Source organism: Desulfosporosinus sp. FKA (genome assembly GCF_002196785.1).
GTDB classification, from domain to species: Bacteria; Bacillota; Desulfitobacteriia; order Desulfitobacteriales; family Desulfitobacteriaceae; genus Desulfosporosinus; species Desulfosporosinus acididurans.
Map to the genome: position 1 here is coordinate 48681 of NZ_NAHZ01000022.1, position 24741 is coordinate 73421.

The following is a 24741-nucleotide window of genomic DNA, read 5'->3' on the forward strand; positions in this document are numbered from 1 at the left end:
CATAAAGCAAAAAACATAAAAGATTGTAGTCATTCAATAACTGATTCGGTTCAGATAGTAGGATGAAATTGTTTTTCGTAAAAAAGTACAATGAAGTATTAGGGAGGAAAAATTCGATGAGTCAAATTAACGTAGAAGCTAAGGACGTCAAGCTGTCCGCCTGGAATGTTAAACGGCTTTCGATTATGGCTATTTTTCTGGCCTTGAGTTATGTGGGGGCACTGATTAAGATTCCCAGTCCAGTGGGAACCATTGGTATGGATTCGGCGCCGGGATTTTTCTGTGCTCTTGCCTTTGGAGGAATTGAGGGAGCAGTAGTCATTGCTTTTGGCCATTTATTAACATCGGCTGTTGTTGGCTTCCCTTTGACAATCCCCGTTCATATTTATATTGCTGTGCAAATGGCCTTATGGGCCGTGATTTATCGTTGGGTGAATAAAACTTTCGGCCTTATTCCGGCAGCCATTGCAGGCATAATCCTCAATGGAGTTGTATCCTCCTTTGCGATGCTGCCGATTATGGGAATGGGAGGGACTCTTGGGTTACTGCCCTTTCTCGTCATCGGTTCGGCCCTTAATGTAATTATTTCGGCGCTAGCCTATAAAGCAATCAAAGGGACACGGCTCATTTAGGCTCGTAAGGAGGAAACTGAGGAAACAATGGTAATCGAAACAACAGCAAGAGATCGTATTCACGACGGAAATGACAAAGCCATTGAACTTAATAATGTTTCCTATCAATATCCAAATTCTCTCCAACCAAGTTTACAAGGTATTAATCTCAGCCTAAACAAAGGACAGTTCGTTGTCCTGATGGGAGCTGCCGGAGCCGGGAAAACAACCTTGAGTCTATGCCTCAACGGACTAATACCTCAGCTATTCGAGGGGGAATTAACCGGCGAGGTTAAAGTGGCAGGCAGAAACGTGAGAAAAACACCTGTCCAGCTTATGTCCACAATTTTGGGCCTTGTCCTTCAAGATCCGGAAACTCAAATCCTTGGCCGTACCGTGGAAGAAGATACGGCCTTTGGTCCCCGTAATATTTCAGTTCCCTTAGAAGAAATCCAACATCGAGTTGATCGTTCCCTAGAAAAAGTACGGCTTAAAGGATATAACCAGCGTTTGACCGAGGAATTATCCGGGGGTGAGAAACAACGTTTAGCCATTGCAGGAGTCTTGTCCATGGAACCCGAAATCTTAGTACTTGATGAACCAACATCAGAACTTGATCCTGCAGGACGCTTAGAGATCTACGCAACCCTTGATGACTTGCGCCGAAAAAGAGCTTTGACCATCTTATTGGCGGAGCATTCCAGTGAAGAAGTGATCAACAGGGCGGATGAAATAATTGTATTAAATCAGGGGCAACTGGTTTGGCGTGGTGAACCATCTCAGCTTTTTCGCAACATTCCTTTATTGCAGCAGTATGGTATAAAACCTTTGCCTGTTAGTCTTGTAGGATGGAACTTATATGAAAAAGGATGGATAGCCTTCGACGAAATCCCCTTGGATCTCCCGTCAGCGGCACGTCTTTTGGAAAAACTGTTATCGAGTCCTAAGCAGTTTGCTGATAGTGTAAAGCAATTTTCCATCCAGCCGAAACAGCAAGCTTGGAAAGACCATCAGTTTGCGGAGGCCAAAGCCGTCGAAATCAAGGACTTGTTTTATCAATATCAAGCGGGAAAACCTATTCTCCAAGGAATTAATTTAACAATAGACAGCGGCGAATTTGTCGCCCTGATTGGCCAAAACGGGGCCGGTAAAACGACCTTAGCAAAACATTTGAACGGTTTGTTGAAACCGACAAGCGGAGAAGTCCGTGTCCACGGCATGAGTACCCAAAAGTATGATACTGCTCATTTGGCAAGAACCATTGGCTATGTTTTTCAAAACCCGGACCATCAAATTTTTTCCACCACCGTTGAGAAAGAAATTGAATACGGTTTGAAAAATAACGGTTTAACGACGGCACAAATCAAAGAACAGATTAATCAGGTCCTCAAGGAAACCGGCTTAGAGCGCTATCGTCATATTCATCCCTTTACCTTGGGAAAAGGGGAAAGGCAGATGATTGCCGTAGCCTCAATCTTAGTGTTGAAACCTCGAATCCTAATTGTTGACGAACCGACAACCGGTGCAGATTATTCTGGTGTACAGGCCATGATGAGGTTGATAAACCAACTTCATCAAGGGGGTACGACGATAATTATGGTAAGTCATGATATGGATCTTGTAGCTCAGTATGCTCAACGAGTTATCGTCCTGAAAGAAGGAAGTGTTCTCCTTGATGGACATCCTCGCGCAGTCTTTGCTCAAGAAAAGTTATTAGCGGATGCCGCCATTATTCCTCCGCAGCTCTGCCGCCTTTCCGCCTGCTTGAGTGACGTCGGCTTCTCAGAGACATTACTCTATCCCGAAGAATTTACGGCACTGTTCGAAAGAGGGGAAATGACAAAATGTTAGCAGCCTCTTCAGCGGAAAATAGCTTAATGCATCGTTTAGATGTTCGCAGCAAGATGCTGGGTTTTTTAGTGATTATCATACTTACTTTCCTTTTCCAAAATCCACTTTATCAGCTGGCAATTATCTCAGGTACAGTTTTTTTAGCCTTGGCGATAAATATCCCGCTGCGAAAGATAACCGGCCTTATCATCCCTCTGCTGCCAATTGTTATTTCCATCATTCTGCTTACAGGCTTTTCCTACTCGCCTCAGCACTTTGTCCATCTTTCCAACCGGAAAATTCTCTTTTATCTTTTCCCCGGGAAACATATAGGGGCTACTGTCGGGGGATTTTTAATGGGGACAACCTTTCTGCTTCGGATATGGAGTTTATTGATTGCTTCTTCAATCTTAACCTTCACAACGTCCCTCGAGGATTTTACTCAATTTTTTCAATGGTTGAAGGTTCCTGCTGAAGTATCCATGATATTGACGACAGCGCTGCGTTTTATTCCGACCTTAGACAAAAAAAGGTCCCTTATTCTGGAAGCTCAAATGGCAAGGGGAATGAATCTGCATGGGAAAGGAATTAGAGGTTCAATTCGTTCCTATGTTCCGATTATGATCCCCTTGTTTATTAACTCCATAATAATGGCTAATTCCTTATCAATGGCTATGCTGAATAGAGGGTACGGTTTATCTCAGGCCTGGCCGGTTCAGCCTAAAAAAGCCATTGCAGCTAGAGACTTATGGGCAGTTACGGTTATTATTCTCTTGTCTTTTTTAGCTTTATTTGTACGCTTTAAATTACGCTTCGGACTCTTATAATAAATTTAAGATTTGATTGACTGATGGTCTCTATAGGCGGTGAGATGAATGCCGCCCGTCAAATCATTGCCGAACACTAGTTCTAAATAGGTACTTGTTGTGGTAAAATAAGCGCAGTGGGATAATAAGTTTCTGAAATTTTAATAATTTATAATAGGAGATAACTATGGCGCGAAATAAAGATCGACATACCTGGCGCGAGGGATATACAACAGGCAGCTGTGCTGCAGGTGCTGCCAAAGCAGCTTGTCTTCTCCTGCGTGGAGATTGTTTGCCGGAACGAATCGAGATACCTTTGCCCAATCAAGCACGTTTAGGGATGCCGATCCATTCCGGAAGCCTTGAAGATTCGAAGGCGACAGCAACTATTATCAAGGATGCCGGAGATGATGCCGATGTAACGGACGGCCTAGAGATTCGTGTCTTCGTACGCATGCTTGCGGCTCAAGGAGAGGTTCATATTCGGGGTGGACAAGGTGTGGGCACAGTTACTAAAAAAGGTTTGGATCAACCTGCAGGTGAAAAGGCTATTAACTCGGTCCCCAGACGAATGATACGCGAAGCAGTACGGGAAGTTTTTCCTCAGGAAGAACTTGAAATCACCATTGAAGTTCCGGGTGGTGAAGAGACTGCTAAACGCACTTTAAACCCCCGTCTGGGTATTGTGGGCGGGATTTCAATTCTGGGAACGAGTGGAATCGTTCGTCCCATGTCCGAAGAAGCCTTCAAAACCTCAATTTTACCGGAGTTAGACCAGGCAGTGGCCTACGGGCATAAAGCAATTGTTTTAACTCCAGGACATTATGGATTTCGTGTGGCGACAGAAGGCTTTGATGTTCCCACAGAAGCCGTTATTCAAATGAGCAATTTTGTCGGTTACCTTTTGGAAGAAGCTGTTTACCGGGGTATTGAAGATGTCGTTTTATTGGGCCACATCGGCAAATTGATTAAAGTTTCGGGAGGTATCTTCCACACACATAATCGTGTGGCTGATGCGCGGACGGAAATTTTACTGGCTCATGCTGCCCTCTCCGGAATTAAGGCCGAAACCTTAAGAGCATTGGCAGAGTTCCCCACAACGGAGGGAGCTGCTATAGAACTCTTAAACCTTGGTCACCAAGCATTGCTTCATCATTTAGCTCATCTGGCCAGCGAACGGGCACAAGCTTTTACGTTTGGCCGTCTTCGAGTGGGAGCCATCATGACCTTACTTAATGGTCAGCCCGTAGGCTGGGATATGAATGCTCGAGAGATCGTTGAAAAACAGCATTGGAACGCTGGTAAGATTTAAGGGCTTGAGAGTAAATACGTTTATCCAGTTTTTAAGACCCCCACTTCTTGTAAGTGGGGGTTGGTCCTGATGTTCAGTTTGAGCTGAACGAGTTCACTTTGTTAAGAGAAGCCCTAAAATCGTGTGCTCGATTTTAGGGCTTCTTGATTATTATGGAATCTACGTAAGGATTTGTGTATATTAGGGCAGTGTATCAATATCATCTTGAATTGAAGTTTCAACAGTTGGCGACTCAGAAGAGAACGTAACATCTTCAGCTTCGGATTCGGATTCTGAGTCCACCTGAATATCTACCGCAGAAGAGCGGGCAATGTCAATGGAATTTAATTTTTTGGGTTTCAAGTCCTGCCAGAGGACTTGAAGATCTTCTTTAATTTTCTTTCCCTTATCGAGCAGGTTAGAGCCTGTTTCTTTTAAAGCCTCTGTTTGCTGAACTGTGCAGTCTTGAACTTGTTCGGCAAGATTTCCTGCTTTTGTTTGAATATCCTTACGTAATGCTTCCCCGCTCTTTGGTGAGACCATTAAACCGACAAAGGCGCCGGCCACTCCGCCAACAAGCGCCGCTATGGCGACGGAGCCGATACTCGCAGTTTTTTTACCTTCGGGCATATTATCATAAACTCCTTTCTTTGCACGTTATGCAAAATATCTTATTCTTTAAGAGTCAGTGAAGTGCTAAATAAATTATGGTATAATACAGCAAAAATGGATAATAAGGGTATACCCTTAACAAGAGAATTTTTTTTAACTGCTTAAATTGGCTTAAAACTAATTGCTAACATTGCCTAATTAAGAAATAAACTATAAAATAGATTTTAATCAATGAAAATGGAAAAAATCAGTTTAAATTATTTTGAAAAGAGGAATTTTGCTAATACTTATAGAATACTCAGATAATCAGATGACATGACATAATAAAACATCTATTTAATGAAACATCATTTAGGGTTTATAATTTTATAACAAGTACTTAAGGCTCCTCAGTCAACGAGGATTTAAAAGGGGAAGCCGGTGAAAATCCGGCGCGGTCCCGCCACTGTGAACAAGGAGTTCTCTTCCATTCCTTTAACCGTTTTGAATAAAGGAAGAGGATGATGATTTGAAGTCAGAAAACCTTCCTTAAGTAATTCACGGTCCTACGAGCGATAGGAGATGTGTGTGTTTATTAAGGATAAACCATACGAGCCGCTCAGGCTCTTTTTTAATTGTCCCAAAGTTCCAAGGCAGGTTTTGGCCAAACGTTAGTCAACCATGGAAGAAGGGTAATCAATGTTAAAGGTAATTGGAATCGGGCCCGGAAGAACAGAATGGCTGCCGCCGGCCGTTAGAGATTTGGCTATGAACTGTGACGTTTTAATTGGAGGATCTAGAGCTCTCAAGCTTTTTCCTGATTTTTTGGGTGATCAACACTGTTTAATAGGAGACCTTAAGGCCAGCCTTGAGGTCATTAGAACGGCCTTATTGGCTAAGAAAGATATCGGCGTTCTTGTCTCGGGTGATCCAGGTTTTTTCAGCCTTTTGCCCAGATTAAAAAAAGAATTTCCCGGGGAGCAAATCGATGTTTACCCCGGTATCAGTTCTCTTCAATTTGCCTTTGCCCGGGCAGGACTCCCTTGGCAAGAGGCTGATTTTGTAAGTGTCCACGGACGAGATCTATCAGTACTTCCTACTCAAATAAGGCGTCTGACGGGAGTATTAACCGGAGGGTCGAACACTCCGCAAAGAGTCGCCCAATTTTATCTTGATCTTGGACAAAATCCAAATATTTCAGTAGGGAATGCATTGGCTTACCCCGAAGAGCTATGGCAAACTATGGATGCCAATCATTTGGCTCAAGAAGCTGCCCCCTTGAAGAATGCAATTCTTATTTTGCATCCGGAGCTGACTTCGCTGATCGACGATCAGGCAAAGAATTCAGCGAATAACGTACGCGGAGGACGAATAGGGATACCGGATCAGGAATTTTTGCGGGGAAACGTTCCTATGACCAAGTCAGAGATTCGAGTTCAAGTACTCGCTAAAGCTCAAATTACCAGATCTGACAGTATTGTTGATATTGGGGCGGGTACTGGGAGTATTAGTATTGAAGCTGCCGGCTTAGTTCCGGAGGGAGTTGTCTATGCTATTGAACATAATCCCGAAGCTCAAGCCTTGATTCTTGCTAATCAGGAGAAGTTTGGTGTTTCTAATCTTCGTTTGATTCCCGGAAGCGCACCCGATGTTTTTCCGGAACTTCCGCCGGTTAATGTCTGTATCATTGGAGGAAGTAAAGGGCGGCTGGAGGATATTTTATTAAACGTTCCGCTCCTTGAAGGGGGAAGGGTCGTCATTACAGCCGTCACCCTTGAAACCATGTCTCAGGGAGTAAAATTACTTTCAGAACTGGACTATCAGGATATTGATATTGTTTCTCTTCAAGCTGTCCGCTGGCAGCCTGTTCATCATCTGCATATGGCCCAAGCCTTAAATCCTGTCTTTATATTATCTGCACGAAAAGGGGTAAGATCATGACAACAACATGGGGTAAATTTTATGGAGTCGGAGTCGGGCCAGGTGATCCTCGCCTCTTAACTCTGCAAGCTGTTGAAGTCCTGCAAACAGTAGATTTGGTGGCTATTCCCAAATCGAAAATGGAGAGAGAAAGTGTTGCTTGGGACATTGCTAAAGTCCACTGTCCTGCTAATGCTCGTTTGCTGGAATTGGAAATGCCCATGACGGCTGATCAGGAAGTTTTAGCCAAGGCCTGGCGGGACGGAGCAGAAATGCTCTTACAGGAGCTGAAGCAGGGCAAATCAATCGCCTTTATTACGTTAGGCGATCCCTCCTTATATAGTACTTACAGTTATCTGCTGAACCTTCTCCAAGAGCAATTACCGTCCGAATTAATTACGACTGTTCCTGGTATTACAGCCATGGCAGCCGCGGCCGCGAAAATCAATTTGCCGCTTGCTACGGGAGATGAGCCCTTAGTGGTCCTGCCGAGTACGGAAGACGTTGGCCAATATCTTGATTTTCCCAATTTGGTATTGATGAAAGTTTCGCGCAGGCTTCCGGAAATTCTCAACCTTCTCCAAGAGCGAGATCGAAAAGCTGTTTTACTCACACGTTTAGGTCAGTCCGGGGAGCAAATCTGCTGGGAACCGAAACCGGAAGATTTCCAATCCACTAAGATCGATTACCTTAGTCTGCTCCTGGTGAAAAAGAATTTATTAGGGAGGGAAAACGGTGAGCGAAAATAAACCAAAGGGAGAAGTTATCTTTGTGGGTGCGGGTCCGGGAGATCCGGAACTGATCACCCTCAAAGGGTCCCGGGCTTTGGAGAGAGCAGATCGGGTCATTTACGCCGGCTCTTTAGTCAACCCGGATTTGCTTAAGCTCTGCCGGCCGGGAACGCCTTGCCACGACAGTGCCTCCTTGACTCTTGAAGAGGTGGCCGCATTAATGCTCGAAGGCACAAAAAAAGGAGAAACTATTGTACGTCTCCATACGGGAGACCCGAGCATGTACGGCGCAATCAAAGAACAATTCGATCGCTTAGACCAAGAAGAAATTTCTTATTCTGTGGTTCCGGGAGTCAGTTCAGTTTTTGCCGCTGCGGCGGCGGTCAAACGGGAGTTCACCCTGCCGGATATCAGTCAAACCTTGATTCTTACCCGTTTGGCCGGACGGACTCCCGTACCGGACCGGGAAGCCTTAACCCTTTTAGCGCAGCACCAATCCAGCATGGCGATTTTTCTAAGTGTACAAGATATGGGGTCTGTTGTTGAAGCCTTACTTGAGGGAGGGTACCCCGTTTCCACTCCCATCGCTGTGATTGCTAAAGCCAGCTGGCCGGATGAAGAAATAGTCGTTGGAACGTTGGAAACGATTGCCGATAAAGTAAATGCTGCCGGAATTCGCAAGCAAGCTCAAATTCTTGTGGGAGATTTTCTGGATCCGGCAGGAGGATATGCCCGTTCCAAGCTTTATGACCCAACGTTTACTCATGAATTCAGACAGGGAAAAGAGACGTGAAAATAGCGTTACTGGCTCTAACAGATCGAGGCTTGGCAACGGCCTTGCGCATTGGGGAGAATCTTCCTGCTTCAGCCCTATTGACCTTTTATCTGCATGAAAAAGCGCTCACAGTCAGCGCAGGAAAAATCCCCGAGATGATCCCAGTGCAATCCTTTCAGCATTTACGCGAACTCGTCCCAACGTTATGGCGGGATTGTTCAGTACTTATCTTCATCATGGCCTCGGGCATTGTGGTTCGGCAGATCGCCCCGCTCATCGACCGGAAGGACCGGGACCCCGCCGTACTGGTTTTAGACGAGGCAGGAAATTTCGTGATTCCCTTGCTTTCCGGTCATTTAGGGGGAGCGAACGCCTGGGCGAGAGACATCGCCCAGCATCTCCAAGCCCAGGCGGTTATTACCACGGCCACAGACGGCCGGGGAATTACGGCACCTGATGAATATGCTCGAAGGTTTGGCTGGAAGGTTGAACCAATTGACCATTTGCCCGTCGTTAACCGGTTGCTTTTGGAGCGAGGTTATCTTAATGTACTTAAACCAAATGATTTTTCGATTGATCAACGTTGGTTGGATGATCCTCACTATTGTTTTAGAGATTGTCTAAGAAGATTCGCTAAATCTACGATTGGGTCGGATAATCCTATAGATGCCAAGGATGTTAAGGACATTAAGGACATTAAGGATATTAAGGATATTAAGGATATTAAAAACGCTGAGGATGCTGAGGATACTGAGGATACTGGGGATACTGGGGATACTGAGGATACTGAGGATACTGAGGATACTGAGGATACTGGGGATACTGAGGATACTGAGGATACTGAGGATACTGGGGATACTGAGGTTACTGAGGATACCGAGGATACTGAGGATACTAAGGATACTAAGATTACTGGGGTCGCTGAGAGCTTCAATATATCTCAAGAAACAGCTCTGCATGAATTTCAAAATAACCCAAACGTAATTATTGATGCTTTTCCCCGTGGCGATACTAAAAAAGATTGTATTTATTTAATCCCTCCGGTCTTAAGTGTGGGGGTCGGATGTCGCCGGGGAATTTCCAGTAACGTGGTTTTAGATGCAATCACCTCAGTTCTGGATCAAATTGGGGCCTCATTAAAGGCCATATCCGGTCTTTATAGCATCGATTTAAAAGCTGATGAAGCAGGTTTGCAGGAAGCGGCTAAATTCCTCGGGGTTCCCTTCCAAACCTTTTCGGCCGATGAACTTCAAGCAATAAATAGCCAAGAAAATTTAACGCGCTCAAACTTTGTAAAAGAAAAGATAGGAGTGGACGGAGTATGCGAAGCAGCGAGTATCCTGGGAGCACACAAGGGGCACCTGATTCTGCCCAAGACCAAGGGGCAGGGAGTCACGGTGGCCATCAGCATAGCAAGCTCTATGTCGTGGGGCTTGGCCCCGGAGACCCCGAGCATATGACAGCACGGGTCCAATCTGTACTAAACGAGGTTGAATACATTGTAGGCTACAAAACTTACATTGAGTTAATTCGCCCTTTTTTAACTCATCAGGAAGTCGTTGCCACAGGCATGCGGCAGGAAATTGATCGCTGCCGGGAAGCGATTCGCTTGGCGGGAGAAGGACATCGCGTTGCCGTTGTAAGCAGCGGTGATGCCGGCGTCTACGGGATGGCCGGAATTATTATTGAATGTATGGAACAGGCGGGGCTTTTGGACCTGCCTCTGGAGATCATCCCGGGTGTTACGGCGGCTTCGGCGGCAGCATCCATGCTTGGTGCACCGTTAATGCATGATTTTGCTGTTATCAGTTTGAGTGATTTGCTTACCCCTTGGGAAGTCATTGAAAAACGAGTTCGTTTAGCCGCTGAAGCGGATTTCATTTTTGCAATTTATAATCCGAAAAGTCAAGGTCGTACCCAGCACATTGAAACAGTCCGGGAAATCCTTCTGCAATATCGCCGGCCGGATACTCCCGTCGGCCTTGTTCGTGAAGCCTTACGGGGTGACGAATCCAGTGTTTTGATTACGAACCTTAATGAATTTACAAATCACCCTATCGATATGCTGACGACGGTCATCGTTGGAAATTCCCAAACCCGGATTGTGGGACCTTACATGGTTACTCCTCGAGGTTATAAGCTGTGAGGCTTTTTGTCTTGGCAGGAACGGAGGATGGACGTAGCCTGGCTGAAACCTTAAAGACTCGGGGACATGAGGTTTTAGTGTCGACACTAACTGCTTACGGTGCAAATTTAGCAGCAGAATCTGGGCTGGACGCCCGTTCAGGAGCTATAAATGCCAAGCAGCTTACAGACCTTCTACGCAGCGGATCTTATTCTGCTCTCGTCGATGCCACTCATCCTTATGCCATACAAGTCAAGGAAACAGCCCAATTCGTTTGTTCTGAACTAAAAATACCCTATCTGCGCTGGGAGCGTTTACCACTGGAACTTGAGGATCATCCTCTGATTCATTGGGCCGAGGATGTCCCAGATGCGGCTCAAAAGGCCGCTGACCTGGGGGAACGCATCTTGCTTACCACCGGGAGCAATTCCTTGCCGGAGTGGAGGGCGCAGTCCTGCCTTAACGACAAAAACCTTTTTATTCGTGTCTTGCCGACATCTCAAGTTTTAACACGCTGTGAAAACTTAGGCTTCAAACCCAATCAGATCATTGCTGCTCAAGGGCCGTTTTCTCAAGCCTGGGACGAAGCCATGTACCAACAGTTGAAGATCGATGCTGTAGTTGCTAAGGAAAGCGGCAAAGTTGGAGGAACCTTGGAAAAAGTACATGCCTGCCGCAGGCTGAATATTCCTTTAGTCTTATTAAAGAGGCCGCCGGTGAATTTAAATAATCCAGATATCCAAACAATAGTGGCTCATTCAATACCGCAATTTCTTAAACAAATGGAGGAACTCTTATGAAAACTGAGATCATTCTTTTAGGACATGGAAGCCGACGTGCTGAGGCGAATCAAGGTCTTTTAGTAGTTGCTGAAAAAGTAAGCTCATTGCTTGGCCAACACGTTACGCCAGCTTATATGGCTCACGATAAGCCCAGTCTTCCCGAAGCAGTGGCGGAGAAAATCAAGGAAGGTGCCTCTCGAATTATTATCATGCCGCTGTTTCTCTTTCGCGGGATTCATGTCACCGTCGATATTCACGAAGAACTGCGCGAACTTCGCGAGCAACATCCCGATGTTGAGATCGTCTATACCAGAGAATTAGGAGCTGATGACGGGATTGCCGGCCTGGCCTCTGAACGCATCAAGGAGGCTATGGGATGACAGAGTTTATTTTAGATCCCCAACAAATTGAAGCCAAAAGCATGAGTATCATTCGCTCCGGTCTCACCCGCAACTGGCTGGAAAAAGAGTATCCCGTCGTGGAACGCTTAATTCATACGAGTGGGGATCCATCGTTGGAACAGGTTATTGCCATCCATCCCCAAGCCATTGATTGCGGGCTTCGAGCTCTGAAAAACGGAGTAAGGGTTATTACGGACGTGGAAATGGTGCGCGCCGGCATAGCTAAAGAGAAACTCAAATCGTTAGGCGGAAGCGTTGAGTGTTATCTGAATGCACCGGAAATTGCTCAACAAGCCAAAGAATGGGGAATCACCCGTTCTATGACCGCCTTTCGGTTGCATCCTGAACGCTTGCAGGGGGCTATAGTTGCTGTCGGCAACGCTCCTACAGCCCTGTTGGAGGTGCTTCGGCTTGGTGAGGATCCCGAAACACGTCCGGCTTTAATCATTGGCATTCCAGTCGGCTTTGTCGGTGCCAAGGAATCTAAAGATTTGCTTTGGCAGCACCAAGAAATCCCTTCAATCACTGTTCTGGGAACCCGCGGGGGAAGCCCTCTGGCGGCAACCGTGGTTAATGCCTTGATATATACTGCTTTGCGGCAGGTCAATGAGATAACGTGAAGGTATGGGAAGCACTCCAACTTGTCGAAGTGGGAGTCTACGATTAAATAAACACCACCTTAGAAAAGAGGGTGAGGATATTGTCTCCAGAGAAACAAACAGCGGCCAGGCTCATGGTCCAGGGAACCTCCTCCAGTGTGGGGAAAAGCGTGTTAGCGGCTGCTTTTTGCCGGATCTTTTATCAAGAAGGTTATCGAGTGAGTCCCTTTAAAGCCCAAAATATGGCGCTTAATTCCTTTGTTACCGCAGCAGGGGGAGAAATGGGGCGGGCGCAGGTGGTTCAGGCCCAAGCGGCTGGAGTCGATCCTGATGTGCGCATGAATCCGATTTTATTGAAACCCAGCGGACCCAAAGGTTCTCAAGTCGTCATTATGGGAGTATCCCAAGGAAATGTGACGGCCCTGCGTTATCACGGGGAATACCAGCGTTTGACTTGGCCTCATGCCCAAAAAGCTCTGCATGAATTACTCAATGACTATGAAATCGTTGTCATCGAAGGGGCAGGAAGCCCGGCGGAAGTAAACCTTAAATCCAATGACATCGTGAACATGCGCGTAGCCATGGAGGCGAAAGCCCCTGTCCTGTTAGTAGCCGACATCGACCGCGGCGGAGCTTTGGCCTCTGTGGTGGGGACGTTGGAATTAATTGAACCGGAAGAACGAGCTTTGATTAAGGGAATTATCTTCAATAAATTTCGGGGAGAACTGGCTCTTCTTCAGCCGGCCCTGGATTTCATTGAAGAAAGAACGGGGATACCTGTTGTCGGTGTCGTTCCTTATTTTAAAATACGCATTCCCGATGAAGATTCTGTCGCCATCAGCGAGGCGGCTGAAAAGCCTGCCATGTCCAGCGCAGATCAGTTGGATATTGCAGTTATTCGCTTGCCCTATATTTCTAACTTCACTGATTTCGATGCTTTGCAGGACGAACCTGATGTTTCCGTACGTTATGTTACGGAACTTGGCAATTTAGGCCATCCAGATTTAATTATTATTCCCGGCAGTAAAAACACTCTCGCAGATTTGCGCTTTTTACACGAAAGTGGCTTGGGAAATCAGATTTTTGAGTCCTGGAAAGAGGATCTGCCCATCATCGGAATCTGCGGAGGCTATCAAATGATGGGGCGTTTGGTGAAGGACCCTCTCCATACGGAATCTGATTTGGAAGAAGTGCCGGGACTGGGAATTCTTCCTATGGTTACCGAATTTTATCCTCAAAAACATACGGTCCAGAGTAAAGGGACCATCCAATCCACAAGAAGCTTTTTCCAAGGGTGTACCGGGGAGTCTGTGGCAGGTTATGAGATTCATATGGGACGTTCCATACTTGATGAAGGCCAGGAACCGCTTTTTGAGTTAACGTCGAACGGGGTATCCTATCCGGACGGATTACAGGCAGGGAACGGGTACGGAACATATTTACACGGGATCTTTGACAATGATCATTTGCGAACGTCTCTTTTGAATTGGCTTTGGCAGCGCAAAGACCGCACACGCCCCTGCACAGCGACTCAGTCTCAGGCCGCCCTGAGGGAATCGGCCTTTAATGAATTAGCTGATCTCGTGCGTCAAAACGTTGATCTTGAACGTATCCGCAGGATGATGGGACTGCCGCAAAATGATCAATCATCATCTCAAGCAAATAGCTAGGAGAAGGATGATGACAGCAATTCCTTATCTGACTCTTACGGTTTTTCTCGGGTTTGTTTGCGATCAAATAATTGGTGACCCGCCAAATTGGCCTCATCCTGTGGTGATGATCGGCAAAATTATAGCCTTTTTAGAAGGAAAGCTTAATCATGGGCCAGGAAACTCAAGACGAAGGAAAGGCGTTTTGCTCACAGTTTTAGTTGTAAGCGGGAGCTATCTTGTGACATGGGCCATTATTTACGGAGCAAAGACGATCCATCCTATCCTAGGTTTTATCATCAGCGCCTATTTTATCTTTACAACATTGGCGGGCAAATCTCTCCCAGATGCAGGACAAAGTGTTCTAAAGCCCTTAGAACAAAGGAATATGGAAGAGGCTCGAGTCAAACTTTCCTGGTTTGTCAGCCGTGATACATCCAATCTCAGCGAAAAGGACATTGTCCGGGGTACGCTGGAAACACTGGCTGAAAACTTCGTCGATGGGATTCTCTCGCCGCTTTTTTACGCGGCACTGGGAGGGGCTCCTTTGGCAATGGCTTTTAAAGCGGTCAGCACTTTGGATTCTATGGTTGGTTACCGCAATGAACAGTATGAAGATTTTGGCTGGTTTTCGGCCCGCACGGATGATTGGGCCAATTATATCCCGGCACGTTTATCTGTTTTCTTCCTGCTCTTAGCAGGATGGTTCCAGAGACTTCCCGTCAGACGGGCCTATAAAATTTGGCGGCGAGATGCCTCAGGCCATCCGAGCCCTAATGGCGGAAATCCGGAAAGCATTGTGGCCGGATTGTTGGGAGTTCAGCTTGGCGGCATCAATATCTATCACGGCCGCCCGCACCACCGGGCAGAAATGGGAGATGTCTTGCATGAATCGAACTTCAAAGACATTATCCTCTGTCAAAAGCTGATCAGGTTAGCGACTTGGCTGTCCTTGCTGCCGGCACTGGGTTTAACTTATTGGTTACGTTAACGGAAATATTAGAACTAAACATAAAGGGGGGCGGTGACGTGAAGATTCCTCGCCTTGTTCTGGCAGGCACACACAGCGGCGTGGGTAAAACTACTCTGGCAACAGGATTAATGGCAGCGTTAAAAAAACGCCAGCGTCCGATTCAAGGGTATAAGGTCGGCCCCGATTATATTGATCCTAGTTATCATGCAGCTGCGACCGGGAGACCATCACGTAATCTTGACCGTTGGCTGCTGGGAGACCGTCTTCCTTCGGTTTTTCTGCAAAGTTCACAGGATCGCTGGGCAGTGATCGAAGGTGTCATGGGAATGTTCGACGGCATGAGCGGAACTGCCGGTTTTGGCAGTACCGCCGATGTGGCGAAGCTCCTCAAAGCTCCGATAATACTAATTGTTGATGCTTCATCCATGTCCCGAAGTGCAGCGGCTTTGGTGCATGGATTCAAAACCTATGATCCTGAGGTGAGTCTTCAAGGGGTCATTCTCAATCGCGTTAAGTCACCGGCCCAGGAAAAAATAATCCGAGAAGCCCTTTTAGAACTTAAAATTCCTGTACTTGGAGTCCTGCCGAAAGAAACATCATTTCACCTGCCGGAGAGACATTTGGGCTTAATTCCTGTTGGAGAAGGTGGCTTACTGGAAGGATTCATTGAGTCCCTCGCTGAATTTATGCAAAAGTACCTTGATCTTGAGCAGATCGAAAAAATCATGCTTCAGGCACCTGATTTCCCAGAAATCACGCAAGCTGACAATAATAATTACAATGATGGGTTATCCTTTGGTTTAAATCCTGGTATTGAGGACTTAAACCATATTGATATTTTTAAGAATAATAATCTGAAACAGGGCGAATCTGGATATGTAAATCGTAGGGGTGACTTATTAGATCTTAAGGCGTCCGACCATAAATTTCGTTTGGGGTTAGCTTGGGATGAGGCCTTCTTATTTTATTACCAAGATGCATTGGATCTTGCCGAAGGTTTGAACTGTTCGCTCATACCTTTTAGCCCTTTGCACGATCTGGCTCTGCCGGATGACCTGGATGGAATCTTTCTCGGAGGTGGCTTTCCTGAGCTGCACCTCCAAGAGTTGAGTGATAATATTTCCTTTCTTGACTCCCTGCGCGGCTTTGCAGCAAGCGGGAAACCTATTTATGCGGAATGCGGCGGCTATATGTACTTAGGGAAATCAATCACAAGTTTTGAAGGAAAAGAACTTCCCATGGCTGGTCTCATTCCTATGAAAGCAGAAATGGCGAAACGCTTGCAAGGTATAGGTTATCGCAGAGGTGTTTTCAGAGAAGATAATTTCCTTGGACCCAGGGGAACCGTGGTTCAGGGCCATGAATTCCATTACTCACGAGTTACCTATGAATCAGAAGTTCCGGCGGTTTACGAACTGTTTAAAGGAGAACAACCGGATCGCCTGGAGGGATATGTGCGGGACAATCTTGTGGCTTCTTACCTTCATCTCAACTTTGCCGGACAGCCTGAATTAATGCAGCATTGGTTTACCTCTCAACGGAGGGGATGATTAAAATGATTACAGTTTACACGGGTCAGGGCAAAGGAAAAACTACATCAGCGATCGGGGACGCGGTACTGGCCTATTCCGAAGGTAAAAAGGTGCTTATGGTACAATTTCTTAAGGGGAGTACGTATAGCGGCGAGCTTATGGCTCTTAATCGGTTGGGAATTCCCCTTGTTCAGTTCGGTGTAGGATGTCGTTGGTCGGGAATGATTCGCACCGGACTGAAGCATTGTACAGGATGTGGTGAATGCTTTCGTCAAAATCGCGACCCGGAGATCGCCAATGATCTTGTCAAGATGGCCTGCGACTATGTCATCAAAGAAGCTAAGAGTAACAGCTATGACCTCATTATTTTAGATGAAGTTAGTCATGCTCTTAATAAAGGTTTTTTGAGCTTCAAGCGACTGCAGGAACTTATTTCAGCTAACACTCTTATACGCTGGATTCTAACAGGCAGGGGAATGCCCGAAGCAATAGAACCTTGGGTAGATTCCTGGTGGGACTTAAACTCGGTAAAGCATCCTTTTGCTCAAGGGGTACACAGTCGTAGGGGGATTGAATATTAATGAATTTCTCGGTCGGTTTAGCCCGGTGTCCGGGAACATGCGGGGAATGGGTACAAGGGGCTCACGGGGGAGTTCCATTTCTTGTCGATTGTCCCATCGATCGTTTTGCGGAGATCAAAGTGACCCTTAACCCGCACGGCGGCCAATGGGATCTCCCTCAGCATAAAACGAAAGTTCTTCAGGTCCTGGAATTGCTCAAGGAAGATTTGGGCTTGAAAACGTTAGGGGGACAAGTCGAATTTCTTCAACAGCTTCCGGAAGGGAAAGGAATGGCCAGTTCAACGGCCGATATTTCAGCTGCTGCCGCCGCTCTTTTACTGGCCTTAGATCAAAATCCTGCTCCAGAGCAAGTGATGAAATTAGCTTTGCGCATAGAGCCAAGTGACAGTGTAATGTTTCCCGGAATTACTGCCCTTGAACATGTTCAAAGACATAACTATCGTTTTCTGGGATCTTCCATACCCGCCTTGTTTTTAGCTCTGGATTGGGGCGGTTCAATCGATACTAAAGCCTTTAATGCCCGCCCGGGACTTGGAGGACATTACCGTCGTTTTGAAGGTGCGATTCAAAGAGCCTACAAATTAGCTTTGGAAGGAATTGAGCAGGGGGATATCGAAAAATTAGCTATATCTGGGACAATAAGTGCTCAATGCAATCTTGAGATAAATCCCAAACCTCAATTTAAACCGTTTCTTGATTGGGTTCTGCAAAACGGTGGCTTAGGTGTAGTAACAGCTCACAGCGGAACGTTGCTGGCCGGAGTTTTTCCAGCCTCGGAATCTGTTGAACGGGCACTTCGCAGCCATCTGCAGCGTGAGGTTCAGCAGCGATTCAATCCTGTATATCTCGATGTCTTTAACAGCCATCCTGGAGGAATTATAACCAAGAATCTAAAGTATAGAGAAAATGCGGGGTGACATCATCGTGCACGGCGGTAATCTTAGAAAAGCTCAGGAAAACTATGGTTTACATGACTTTATCGATTTATCGGCAAATATTAATCCCTTTGGACCTCCACAAGGCGTTTGGGAGTCTTTGAACGAAAGTCTCAAGGAAATTGTAAGTTATCCTGATCCTGAGTGTTTGGCCTTGAGAACAGCCCTTGCAAGTCATTTAGAACTTCCTCTTGAAGAAATAATGGTCGGTAACGGTGCCGGTGAATTAATCTTTACTATTGTAAATGCCCTAAAGCCACGCAAAGTAGCTATCCCGCTGCCTACCTTTAGCGAATACGAACGAGCAGCTCGATCGGTGGGAGCTGAGGTGTGTTATATCACTTTGGGAGCAGAGGGCTGGAACGGCTGCCATTTAACAAAAGAACAATGGTCGGAAACGTTAAAGGACTGTGATCTTTTATTTCTATGTTCTCCTCATAATCCTACCGGAAGTGTCTTACAACAGGAAGCCTTCGCACAAATTCTTAAGCTTTGCGCAGAGATGGATTGTAAAATTCTTTTCGATGAGTCCTTTTTCGATTTTTTACCTCCCGGGCAGTACACATCTGCTCGCTCTTATTTAAGGAATTATAAACATCTTATTGTCTTATATTCCTTAACAAAATTCTACAGCATCCCTGGATTGCGTTTAGGGGCTGCTTTTGCTGAGCGATCACTGTTAGCCCAATTTGAAGGCTTTCGCGATCCTTGGTCGGTTAATGCCCTTGCTCAAAAAGCCGGGATTTCGGCACTTAAGGATCAGAAGTATTCAGACGAAGTACGAAATAAGATCGAAGCAAGCCGATCCTATTTTTATCACGAATTTGAAGCGGCTTGCTTCAATTATCTGCGGATTTATCCCTCGGCAGTGAATTTTGCTTTGCTTAAGGTTCTGGACTCTTCCATTTCCGAATTAATTCCCTATCTTGGGAAGAGAGGAATTCTTGTCCGTGATTGCCGCAATTTTGCCGGTTTGCAGGGGGATTTTATCAGAGTTGCCATTAAGGATATCCCGGCTATGCAGAAATTGATTGAAGGTCTTAAAGGTTTTTACCTATAGTTAAAGGATTTCTTTGATAGTAGTACCTCATCATCCTTCTTTTCATTGGCCTCTTTTACGGGAAACCTTCGAGATATTTGATATAGACCAACTAAATTATAAGGAGCGGCACGTTTATTCCGTGTCGCTTTTATAATTAATAACATGCTTTTGTTTCTGTAATTAAAGCTTAGAGGTTAAATAGCGAATCGATCTTTTTATATTTATTTTTAGAAACGACAAATTATGTAAATCTTGAGTTATTAGTAATGTTAAAATGTATGTGTTATTGTAGAAATCCAAATATTTTAAAGATATAGGCTGAATCATAAAAGAACATCTACAAGTTCAATTGGGGTGGCCAAATGATAAACAATTCAATTGATAGAGAATATAAACTTTTGGATATAGCATTCAATGCAAGTCCTTGCTTAATGGCTATAAGCACTATACCTGATGGATGTTATATAAAAGTGAATAAATGTTTTGAGGAATCAACAGGTTTCTCATCATTTGAAGCAGTTGGTCGGAGTTCAGTTCAACTTAACATTTTCGATACAACAACTAGAGTGAGAGTATCGGAATTACTAATTAAACAAGGAACATTAAAAAACGTTGAGGCTAATTTTAGAACAAAAAATGGGATTATTCGTTTAGGGTTATTTTCAGCTGATGTAATAGATTTTAATGGGCAGAAATGTATTTTAAGTGTAGCTAATGATATAACCGAACTAAGGAATTTTGAAAACGAAGTGTCAAAATTGGAAAGGATGAATTTGATAGGACAGATAGCTGCTAGTATAGGACATGAAATAAGGAATCCTATGACAACAGTACGTGGCTACCTTCAGCTTTTGGGCGCAAAAACTAAATACATTGAGGAAAAACCAAACTTCGATCTGATGATCTCAGAGCTTGATCGTGCTAACGAAATCATCACAGAATTTCTCTCGCTTGCCCAAACAAAAAGAATTGAGTTTAAATTTCAAAATCTTAATGATATCATAAGAAATTTATACCCACTAGTAGAGGCAGATGCTTTTACTCAAAATAAACAAGTTTGTTTCATTCCAGGGGTAATTCCCAATCAAAAATTAAACAGAAAAGAAATCTCCCAACTGGTTCTTAATTTAACCCGTAATGGGCTTGAAGCAATGGGAGAAAGAGGGTGCCTGACTATTAAAACGTATATTCAGGGGCAGCAGGTAGTTCTTTCAATTGAGGATGAAGGATGTGGTATTCCTTCAGAAAATCTTAATAAGTTAGGGACTCCTTTTTTTACGACTAAAGACAATGGAACTGGGTTGGGGTTGGCAACATGCTATAAAATTGCAGCGACACATAAAGCGAATATCCATATTTTTTCAAATGATAGCGGAACAAACTTCTGTGTGTTATTTTCTGTCTAAAATATAAAACATAAGTTTTTTCAAGTACGATCGATTAAAGTTTCTAACTTTCGGTCGCGACCGAGCATAGGTCGTGTAAGATAAGGACAAGGGGGGGTATTTTGTTTCCATTTAATTATTCTTTTTAACTGCTAAAACAGTATATATAGCATCATTAATTTTAGTCTTCTCTACAATGTCAAATCCGATTAATGACAATACTTTTTCGAGTTCCGTTGAAGCAATACGAATGGGCATTGGAGGACCTTCTATTATCAAGTCGTCCTTTTCATACTCCAGACATAACAAGTGCCCTCCTGCTTTTAATACCTCAAATATATTTGTGAGTGCTTTTGTCAGTGAACTTACTTCGTGGAGGATTAGGGATGCCATAACAAAATCAATACTATTATTTTGAATGCTCAAATTTTCAATATAATCTTGAATCAGTTCAATATTAGTAAGTCCTTTTTCCTTAGCCTTATCTTCTATGACGCTGAGCATACGCCTATCGGGATCCATAGCGTACACTATGCTAGATGTACTTTCTGCCATAGGAATTGTAAAAAAACCTGAGCCAGCACCGACGTCGAGTAGAGTATGGTTTTTTTGAATTGGCATTTGGCTAATAAGTGCTTCAGGTGGTATGAGCTGCTCCCTTTGCCTACTATCTAAAAAGGCAATTTTGCTTAAAAATTTTTGATCCAGTTCGTTGTGATGATGCATGTGATTCATAATAAAACCCCCTATAAAATATAATGTAGACTGTAAATATCTACAATTGTGCTAAAAAAGTGAGCAGTTAAAACTGCCTACGCTTCTTAACTCATTTTTGAGACAACGTCGAAGATACGTTGTTCTTTAAGATGGTTCTGCATTTTCTCTTCGGCGTCTCTCATAACCTTTTCTATGTGACAAGTTCGATTCTCGTCCATTTCACAAGTGAAAAGTGCACCACTGCCTTCAATGGCTTGAATGACATCAAAAAAACTTATTTCGGTTTTGGGCTTCCTAAGACTATAGCCTCCATTTACTCCTGGTGTAGACTGAATAAGGTCAGCCTTGACTAATTGAGTGAGTATCTTGGACAGGTAGGTAGGTGATATATTCATGTGACTGGCTAAAGGTTGAAGGCTTAAATTGTCTTTGCCTTCTTGCTTAATGAAATAGGCTATAATATGCAAAGCATAATTTGTTGCTTTTGTATACTTCATAGCAGCTCCTCCATAAAGATATTGCGGACTGTATTTGTCTACAATCATACATAATGAGTTTTGTTGTGTCAATATGAATTTTTAAGCAATTATAACGTTTTTGGCGTTCGCTGGTTATAACAATAAATATATTTCTTATTGAACAAAAATAACAAGAAAACCATAAACATCCAGTTGGCATTAAATTTTAATATGTTATACTGTGAAAGTAACATTCAAACGGGGGCGTTTTAGACTCGCTCGGGGAAGCGATGGCAAAGGTTGCGCGTCGAGATTCCACCTGGTCTCGTTAAACGGTGGACACAAATAGTTAACGAAGATAATTTCGCTTTAGCTGCCTAAGTGCCGCTAGCATCCTGCCTTCTGGCCTACGGTGAAGGGTCAGGGTGTCAAATTAGTAGGACGCTCTAATGTCAATGCTCGGCGACATTAGCTAAGATCATCGAGCTAGCCTGAAATGAATCCTTGCCTTTAGGAGTCATAAGCGGCGAAATTTAAAATAAAGGTTACACGCGTAGACGCTTTTGTGGCCGCTCTTCGATACAGGGGTGCAATTCCCCTCGCCTCCACCAATCAAACCCACGAATTAGGTGGAGATACATAATAACGAAGCCTTGAGGTACATGAAGTTGTACAGCTCAAGGCTTTTTGCATGAGAGGATCGTCGTTCTGATCTTCATCAAACTTTTTCATTGGTTATTTTTGATGAGATCGCTTTGCTCAATGATATGACATATCTAAAGAATCCATTGGTAATAGGACAAATCTCACTCTGAATACTTTCATTACGGGGGTGAGTATTTTGTTTGAGGATGAAATTACTGGTTCTCTCGATGAACTTGTTGTAGACCCTAAAGAAAAGAATCAATTTATTGCGTTCTGTAAAACTTACATGGATAAACTTGAAAGTATGAAAGGTAAAGCCTCTACCGCTAAAATGAAAATTGAAGATAATTTGTATGAACAATATGAGCTTATCAAAAGGAGAAAGAAATTAGATGGTACCACCGAAGAACGAGCGTCAAAGAAAATCGACGCGATAAACATAAAGAGCCACCTTAAGGATAGGCTTAAAGATAAATTTACCAAAGGAGAAATTAATTCATATCATATTCAAGATCTTTTGAAGACTGGTTTGGATGAGGAACTGGGGAAACTTGATAGCGATGCCCAAGAGGTAATTATTGAGAGAATAAAGAATAACCGAAATAAAATTAACCTTATGAATTCCGAAGAGATAGCTGCCTTCAATGTACAATTGGATAGTCCTTCTCGTAAGAGTTTGGATTTTTGGTACCAGGGAATGATGGTGGCATTACACAGAGTTAGATCTTTATCCAATCCTAGTGATAAGTCGCTTGAAGAATTATATTTGGAGCAAAAGGAAGGCTTGACTGTGGAAATCGCTGAAACACTTAAATCGTTAAATATTCTCGCTAGTAGGATTAAATTACTTTCTTGAACTTTATCATATCCTCTGGGGTGAAAAAATTGTAGTAGTTTCTAACAGGGGTGACATTGGTTATTCTTTGTAAAGATTAACGATTTTTTTATCTTCTTTCTTGGACATTTGAGATAGGGTGCTTGAAAAGACCTCTTTTTATCTTACTGGGGAATTTTGCTTTTTTCCATGTTGCCTGATCAACTTTCATCAAAAGAAATCACGAAATATAAGTGTTATAAAATGTAAATTGCCATTACTAAATAAATTAGTAATGGCAATTGTAATTACATGTATTCCTTTAGCTTCTCGTGTGTTATTGATAAGGGGCTTATGATTACAATGCTAAAATCAGAGCCACATAGGATAAGTGTATTGGTAAAGATTTGCCCGTCTGAGCAAACAACGGATTCTACATATTCAGGGATTACTTTTTCAAGATCAATGAAGAATTCGCTTAATAGTTGTTGTAAACTGGGCAGATCTTCTTTTGAAGATAGAACGACTACAAAGCCCCCGAAACCGTTGTTTGCTAAATGAGGCCCGTACTCTGTTTCTAGGATCAGAACGGTTTCAGTTATAACTTGTTGAACCTCATTTGGCATATCTAAGATTTGTGGTAGTTGATGGATTTTATTGATTCTATACATTTTTGGCATCCCCCTCAGTAATTTGTTAGGCTACGTGATACTCTTTAAACAGTTTTGATTTTGAAATGTTGGAACCGGATGTATATACAGTTGTACCTTTTTGTTGGACAAAGAGAAAAGACCACCTCAATGTGGTCTTTATAAACAAGAACTTTATTACGTAATTATCAACGAATTTCTTGCACTCCGGGATGTTTCTCTCCGTCACTACTGGCAATCTAAATCCTAATTTTCAATGGAATATATTATTAAATCTGGGTCATTTATATTAATCGAAACAAACCTGGCCTTGTCATTCTTTACCAAAAGGCCTGTGCCCTGGTAGCCCAAAACACTGTATCTCAAACCAGAATCCATAAGTAGGTCTGGTCTCTTTTTGGCTACCATAATGGTAATTTTCCGCATGAGTTGGATCCCAATTTCCATTTTATTTCCTCCTAACATTTTATGGGTAAATGGTAAAACTGATTATTGCCATTTGAAATATATGTCCAACATTTCCTTGCTCGCTTTGTTGTTGGAGTTTACATGGTAATCATTAAGCCTATGAAATTAAGTGTTGATTAAATCAATCTAAATTGTTATTAACTAATCTAAATAGTTAATGGCAATTATTTTACAATGTACTTCTTTAGATTCTCAGGAGTTAATGATAGGGGACATATTACAACTATGCTAAAATCAGAGACGCATAGGATAAGGATATTACTATAGATTTGTCCGTCAGAGCAAACAATAGTTTCTACATATTCAGGAAGAACATTGTCAGGATTTATGAAGTATTCGTTTAGTAGGCGTGTGAAGGGAATTAGATCAGATTCTGCTTGCAAAACGACTACAAAGCCACCGAAGCCGTTGTTTGCATCTAAATCAGGTC

General features: G+C 43.7%; 25 protein-coding genes, 1 other RNA gene and 1 riboswitch. Of the genes, 21 read left to right on the forward strand and 5 right to left on the reverse strand.

Translation table 11 applies throughout. From position 1 onward, the window contains the following. Window positions 1-116: 116 nt before the first annotated feature. The 4 genes from B5771_RS06465 to cbiD all read left to right on the forward strand — a co-directional run bounded on the left by B5771_RS06465 (window position 117) and on the right by cbiD (window position 4559). The gene (locus B5771_RS06465) at window positions 117-632 is read left to right on the forward strand and encodes an ECF transporter S component (protein ID WP_088186796.1); all 516 of its coding nucleotides are present in this window, start codon (window positions 117-119) and stop codon (window positions 630-632) included. 27 nt (window positions 633-659) lie between these two features. Next, the gene (locus B5771_RS06470) at window positions 660-2462 is read left to right on the forward strand and encodes an energy-coupling factor transporter ATPase (RefSeq protein ID WP_088186797.1); all 1803 of its coding nucleotides are present in this window, start codon (window positions 660-662) and stop codon (window positions 2460-2462) included. Further along, window positions 2456-3268, forward strand: coding sequence for an energy-coupling factor transporter transmembrane component T (locus tag B5771_RS06475; protein WP_088186798.1), 813 nt, complete (start codon window positions 2456-2458; stop codon window positions 3266-3268). Before B5771_RS06470 ends, B5771_RS06475 begins: the two co-directional genes overlap by 7 nt. A 166-nt stretch (window positions 3269-3434) precedes the next feature. Next, window positions 3435-4559, forward strand: a complete 1125-nt coding sequence (gene cbiD, locus B5771_RS06480; protein WP_088186799.1) for a cobalt-precorrin-5B (C(1))-methyltransferase CbiD — start codon at window positions 3435-3437, stop codon at window positions 4557-4559. Window positions 4560-4739: 180 nt separating this feature from the next. Here cbiD and B5771_RS06485 read toward each other — a convergent pair whose 3' ends face one another. Next, on the reverse strand, window positions 4740-5168 hold the full coding sequence (locus B5771_RS06485) for a YtxH domain-containing protein (RefSeq protein ID WP_088186800.1): 429 nt from the start codon (window positions 5166-5168) through the stop codon (window positions 4740-4742). Window positions 5169-5515: 347 nt separating this feature from the next. Next, window positions 5516-5696, forward strand: a riboswitch (cobalamin riboswitch). Between the two features lie 132 nt (window positions 5697-5828). On the opposite strand from B5771_RS06485, the gene cbiE reads away from it, so the two are divergent. The 15 genes from cbiE (at window position 5829) to B5771_RS06570 (ending at window position 20580) form a co-directional block, all read left to right on the forward strand. Then, the gene (cbiE, locus tag B5771_RS06490) at window positions 5829-7070 is read left to right on the forward strand and encodes a precorrin-6y C5,15-methyltransferase (decarboxylating) subunit CbiE (protein ID WP_088186801.1); all 1242 of its coding nucleotides are present in this window, start codon (window positions 5829-5831) and stop codon (window positions 7068-7070) included. Continuing rightward, complete coding sequence (cobI, locus tag B5771_RS06495) at window positions 7067-7798, forward strand: precorrin-2 C(20)-methyltransferase (protein ID WP_047810701.1); 732 nt, start codon at window positions 7067-7069, stop codon at window positions 7796-7798. The genes cbiE and cobI overlap by 4 nt, the downstream gene beginning before the upstream one ends. Then, on the forward strand, window positions 7785-8573 hold the full coding sequence (gene cobM / locus B5771_RS06500; RefSeq protein ID WP_088186802.1) for a precorrin-4 C(11)-methyltransferase: 789 nt from the start codon (window positions 7785-7787) through the stop codon (window positions 8571-8573). Before cobI ends, cobM begins: the two co-directional genes overlap by 14 nt. Then, the gene (locus tag B5771_RS24715; RefSeq protein WP_242966764.1) at window positions 8570-10015 is read left to right on the forward strand and encodes a cobalamin biosynthesis protein; all 1446 of its coding nucleotides are present in this window, start codon (window positions 8570-8572) and stop codon (window positions 10013-10015) included. Before cobM ends, B5771_RS24715 begins: the two co-directional genes overlap by 4 nt. Further along, window positions 10012-10701 carry a precorrin-3B C(17)-methyltransferase gene (cobJ, locus tag B5771_RS06520; protein WP_242966765.1) on the forward strand — a complete coding sequence of 230 codons (690 nt, stop codon included), beginning with the start codon at window positions 10012-10014 and terminating at the stop codon, window positions 10699-10701. The genes B5771_RS24715 and cobJ overlap by 4 nt, the downstream gene beginning before the upstream one ends. A gap of 11 nt (window positions 10702-10712) precedes the next feature. Continuing rightward, window positions 10713-11480, forward strand: a complete 768-nt coding sequence (gene cobK / locus B5771_RS06525) for a precorrin-6A reductase (RefSeq protein ID WP_242966766.1) — start codon at window positions 10713-10715, stop codon at window positions 11478-11480. After that, window positions 11477-11842 (forward strand): CbiX/SirB N-terminal domain-containing protein, encoded by a 366-nt coding sequence (locus B5771_RS06530; protein ID WP_047810706.1) that lies wholly within the window; start codon window positions 11477-11479, stop codon window positions 11840-11842. The genes cobK and B5771_RS06530 overlap by 4 nt, the downstream gene beginning before the upstream one ends. Next, window positions 11839-12483: a precorrin-8X methylmutase gene (locus B5771_RS06535; RefSeq protein ID WP_088186805.1), complete on the forward strand. Its 645-nt coding sequence runs from the start codon at window positions 11839-11841 to the stop codon at window positions 12481-12483. The genes B5771_RS06530 and B5771_RS06535 overlap by 4 nt, the downstream gene beginning before the upstream one ends. A gap of 113 nt (window positions 12484-12596) precedes the next feature. Then, window positions 12597-14132 carry a cobyric acid synthase gene (locus B5771_RS06540; protein WP_172408177.1) on the forward strand — a complete coding sequence of 512 codons (1536 nt, stop codon included), beginning with the start codon at window positions 12597-12599 and terminating at the stop codon, window positions 14130-14132. Window positions 14133-14142: 10 nt separating this feature from the next. After that, the gene (cbiB, locus tag B5771_RS06545; RefSeq protein ID WP_088186807.1) at window positions 14143-15102 is read left to right on the forward strand and encodes an adenosylcobinamide-phosphate synthase CbiB; all 960 of its coding nucleotides are present in this window, start codon (window positions 14143-14145) and stop codon (window positions 15100-15102) included. A gap of 38 nt (window positions 15103-15140) precedes the next feature. After that, a complete protein-coding gene (locus tag B5771_RS06550) occupies window positions 15141-16634 on the forward strand; it encodes a cobyrinate a,c-diamide synthase (protein WP_088186808.1) in 1494 nt (497 codons plus the stop codon). A gap of 5 nt (window positions 16635-16639) precedes the next feature. Then, window positions 16640-17197: a cob(I)yrinic acid a,c-diamide adenosyltransferase gene (locus tag B5771_RS06555; protein ID WP_088186809.1), complete on the forward strand. Its 558-nt coding sequence runs from the start codon at window positions 16640-16642 to the stop codon at window positions 17195-17197. Further along, entirely contained in the window at window positions 17197-18114 is a 918-nt protein-coding gene (locus tag B5771_RS06560) for a GHMP kinase (RefSeq protein WP_088186810.1), read from the forward strand. The genes B5771_RS06555 and B5771_RS06560 overlap by 1 nt, the downstream gene beginning before the upstream one ends. 7 nt (window positions 18115-18121) lie before the next feature. Beyond that, window positions 18122-19192 carry a threonine-phosphate decarboxylase CobD gene (cobD, locus tag B5771_RS06565; protein ID WP_088186848.1) on the forward strand — a complete coding sequence of 357 codons (1071 nt, stop codon included), beginning with the start codon at window positions 18122-18124 and terminating at the stop codon, window positions 19190-19192. 344 nt (window positions 19193-19536) lie between these two features. Continuing rightward, entirely contained in the window at window positions 19537-20580 is a 1044-nt protein-coding gene (locus tag B5771_RS06570) for an ATP-binding protein (protein ID WP_088186811.1), read from the forward strand. A 111-nt stretch (window positions 20581-20691) separates the two neighbouring features. On the opposite strand, the gene B5771_RS06575 is transcribed toward B5771_RS06570, so the two are convergent. Together B5771_RS06575 and B5771_RS06580 are read right to left on the reverse strand one after the other, a co-directional pair. Beyond that, a complete protein-coding gene (locus B5771_RS06575; RefSeq protein ID WP_088186812.1) occupies window positions 20692-21294 on the reverse strand; it encodes a methyltransferase domain-containing protein in 603 nt (200 codons plus the stop codon). A gap of 86 nt (window positions 21295-21380) precedes the next feature. Next, window positions 21381-21773, reverse strand: a complete 393-nt coding sequence (locus tag B5771_RS06580) for an Rrf2 family transcriptional regulator (protein ID WP_088186813.1) — start codon at window positions 21771-21773, stop codon at window positions 21381-21383. Between the two features lie 221 nt (window positions 21774-21994). Here B5771_RS06580 and ssrA point away from each other — a divergent pair. After that, window positions 21995-22345: a transfer-messenger RNA gene (gene ssrA, locus B5771_RS06585) on the forward strand. Window positions 22346-22575: 230 nt separating this feature from the next. Further along, the gene (locus B5771_RS06590; protein ID WP_088186814.1) at window positions 22576-23235 is read left to right on the forward strand and encodes a hypothetical protein; all 660 of its coding nucleotides are present in this window, start codon (window positions 22576-22578) and stop codon (window positions 23233-23235) included. Between the two features lie 266 nt (window positions 23236-23501). Here B5771_RS06590 and B5771_RS06595 read toward each other — a convergent pair whose 3' ends face one another. Both B5771_RS06595 and B5771_RS06600 read right to left on the reverse strand, forming a co-directional pair. After that, window positions 23502-23864, reverse strand: coding sequence for a hypothetical protein (locus B5771_RS06595; RefSeq protein WP_088186815.1), 363 nt, complete (start codon window positions 23862-23864; stop codon window positions 23502-23504). 225 nt (window positions 23865-24089) lie between these two features. Further along, on the reverse strand, window positions 24090-24290 hold the full coding sequence (locus B5771_RS06600) for a hypothetical protein (RefSeq protein ID WP_088186816.1): 201 nt from the start codon (window positions 24288-24290) through the stop codon (window positions 24090-24092). Window positions 24291-24741: the final 451 nt, after the last annotated feature.

Coding starts and splice junctions, on each gene's coding strand:
- cbiD (WP_088186799.1), top strand. CDS start 3,435: ATGGCGCGAAATAAAGATCGACATACCTGGCGCGAGGGATATACAACA.
- cobJ (WP_242966765.1), top strand. CDS start 10,012: ATGACAGCACGGGTCCAATCTGTACTAAACGAGGTTGAATACATTGTA.
- B5771_RS06465 (WP_088186796.1), top strand. CDS start 117: ATGAGTCAAATTAACGTAGAAGCTAAGGACGTCAAGCTGTCCGCCTGG.
- B5771_RS06470 (WP_088186797.1), top strand. CDS start 660: ATGGTAATCGAAACAACAGCAAGAGATCGTATTCACGACGGAAATGAC.
- B5771_RS06580 (WP_088186813.1), bottom strand. CDS start 21,773: ATGAAGTATACAAAAGCAACAAATTATGCTTTGCATATTATAGCCTAT.
- B5771_RS06555 (WP_088186809.1), top strand. CDS start 16,640: ATGATTACAGTTTACACGGGTCAGGGCAAAGGAAAAACTACATCAGCG.
- B5771_RS06540 (WP_172408177.1), top strand. CDS start 12,597: ATGGTCCAGGGAACCTCCTCCAGTGTGGGGAAAAGCGTGTTAGCGGCT.
- B5771_RS06600 (WP_088186816.1), bottom strand. CDS start 24,290: ATGGAAATTGGGATCCAACTCATGCGGAAAATTACCATTATGGTAGCC.
- cbiE (WP_088186801.1), top strand. CDS start 5,829: ATGTTAAAGGTAATTGGAATCGGGCCCGGAAGAACAGAATGGCTGCCG.
- B5771_RS06595 (WP_088186815.1), bottom strand. CDS start 23,864: ATGTATAGAATCAATAAAATCCATCAACTACCACAAATCTTAGATATG.
- cobI (WP_047810701.1), top strand. CDS start 7,067: ATGACAACAACATGGGGTAAATTTTATGGAGTCGGAGTCGGGCCAGGT.
- B5771_RS06570 (WP_088186811.1), top strand. CDS start 19,537: ATGATAAACAATTCAATTGATAGAGAATATAAACTTTTGGATATAGCA.
- cbiB (WP_088186807.1), top strand. CDS start 14,143: ATGACAGCAATTCCTTATCTGACTCTTACGGTTTTTCTCGGGTTTGTT.
- B5771_RS06475 (WP_088186798.1), top strand. CDS start 2,456: ATGTTAGCAGCCTCTTCAGCGGAAAATAGCTTAATGCATCGTTTAGAT.
- B5771_RS06535 (WP_088186805.1), top strand. CDS start 11,839: ATGACAGAGTTTATTTTAGATCCCCAACAAATTGAAGCCAAAAGCATG.
- B5771_RS06530 (WP_047810706.1), top strand. CDS start 11,477: ATGAAAACTGAGATCATTCTTTTAGGACATGGAAGCCGACGTGCTGAG.
- B5771_RS06575 (WP_088186812.1), bottom strand. CDS start 21,294: ATGAATCACATGCATCATCACAACGAACTGGATCAAAAATTTTTAAGC.
- B5771_RS06485 (WP_088186800.1), bottom strand. CDS start 5,168: ATGCCCGAAGGTAAAAAAACTGCGAGTATCGGCTCCGTCGCCATAGCG.
- B5771_RS06560 (WP_088186810.1), top strand. CDS start 17,197: ATGAATTTCTCGGTCGGTTTAGCCCGGTGTCCGGGAACATGCGGGGAA.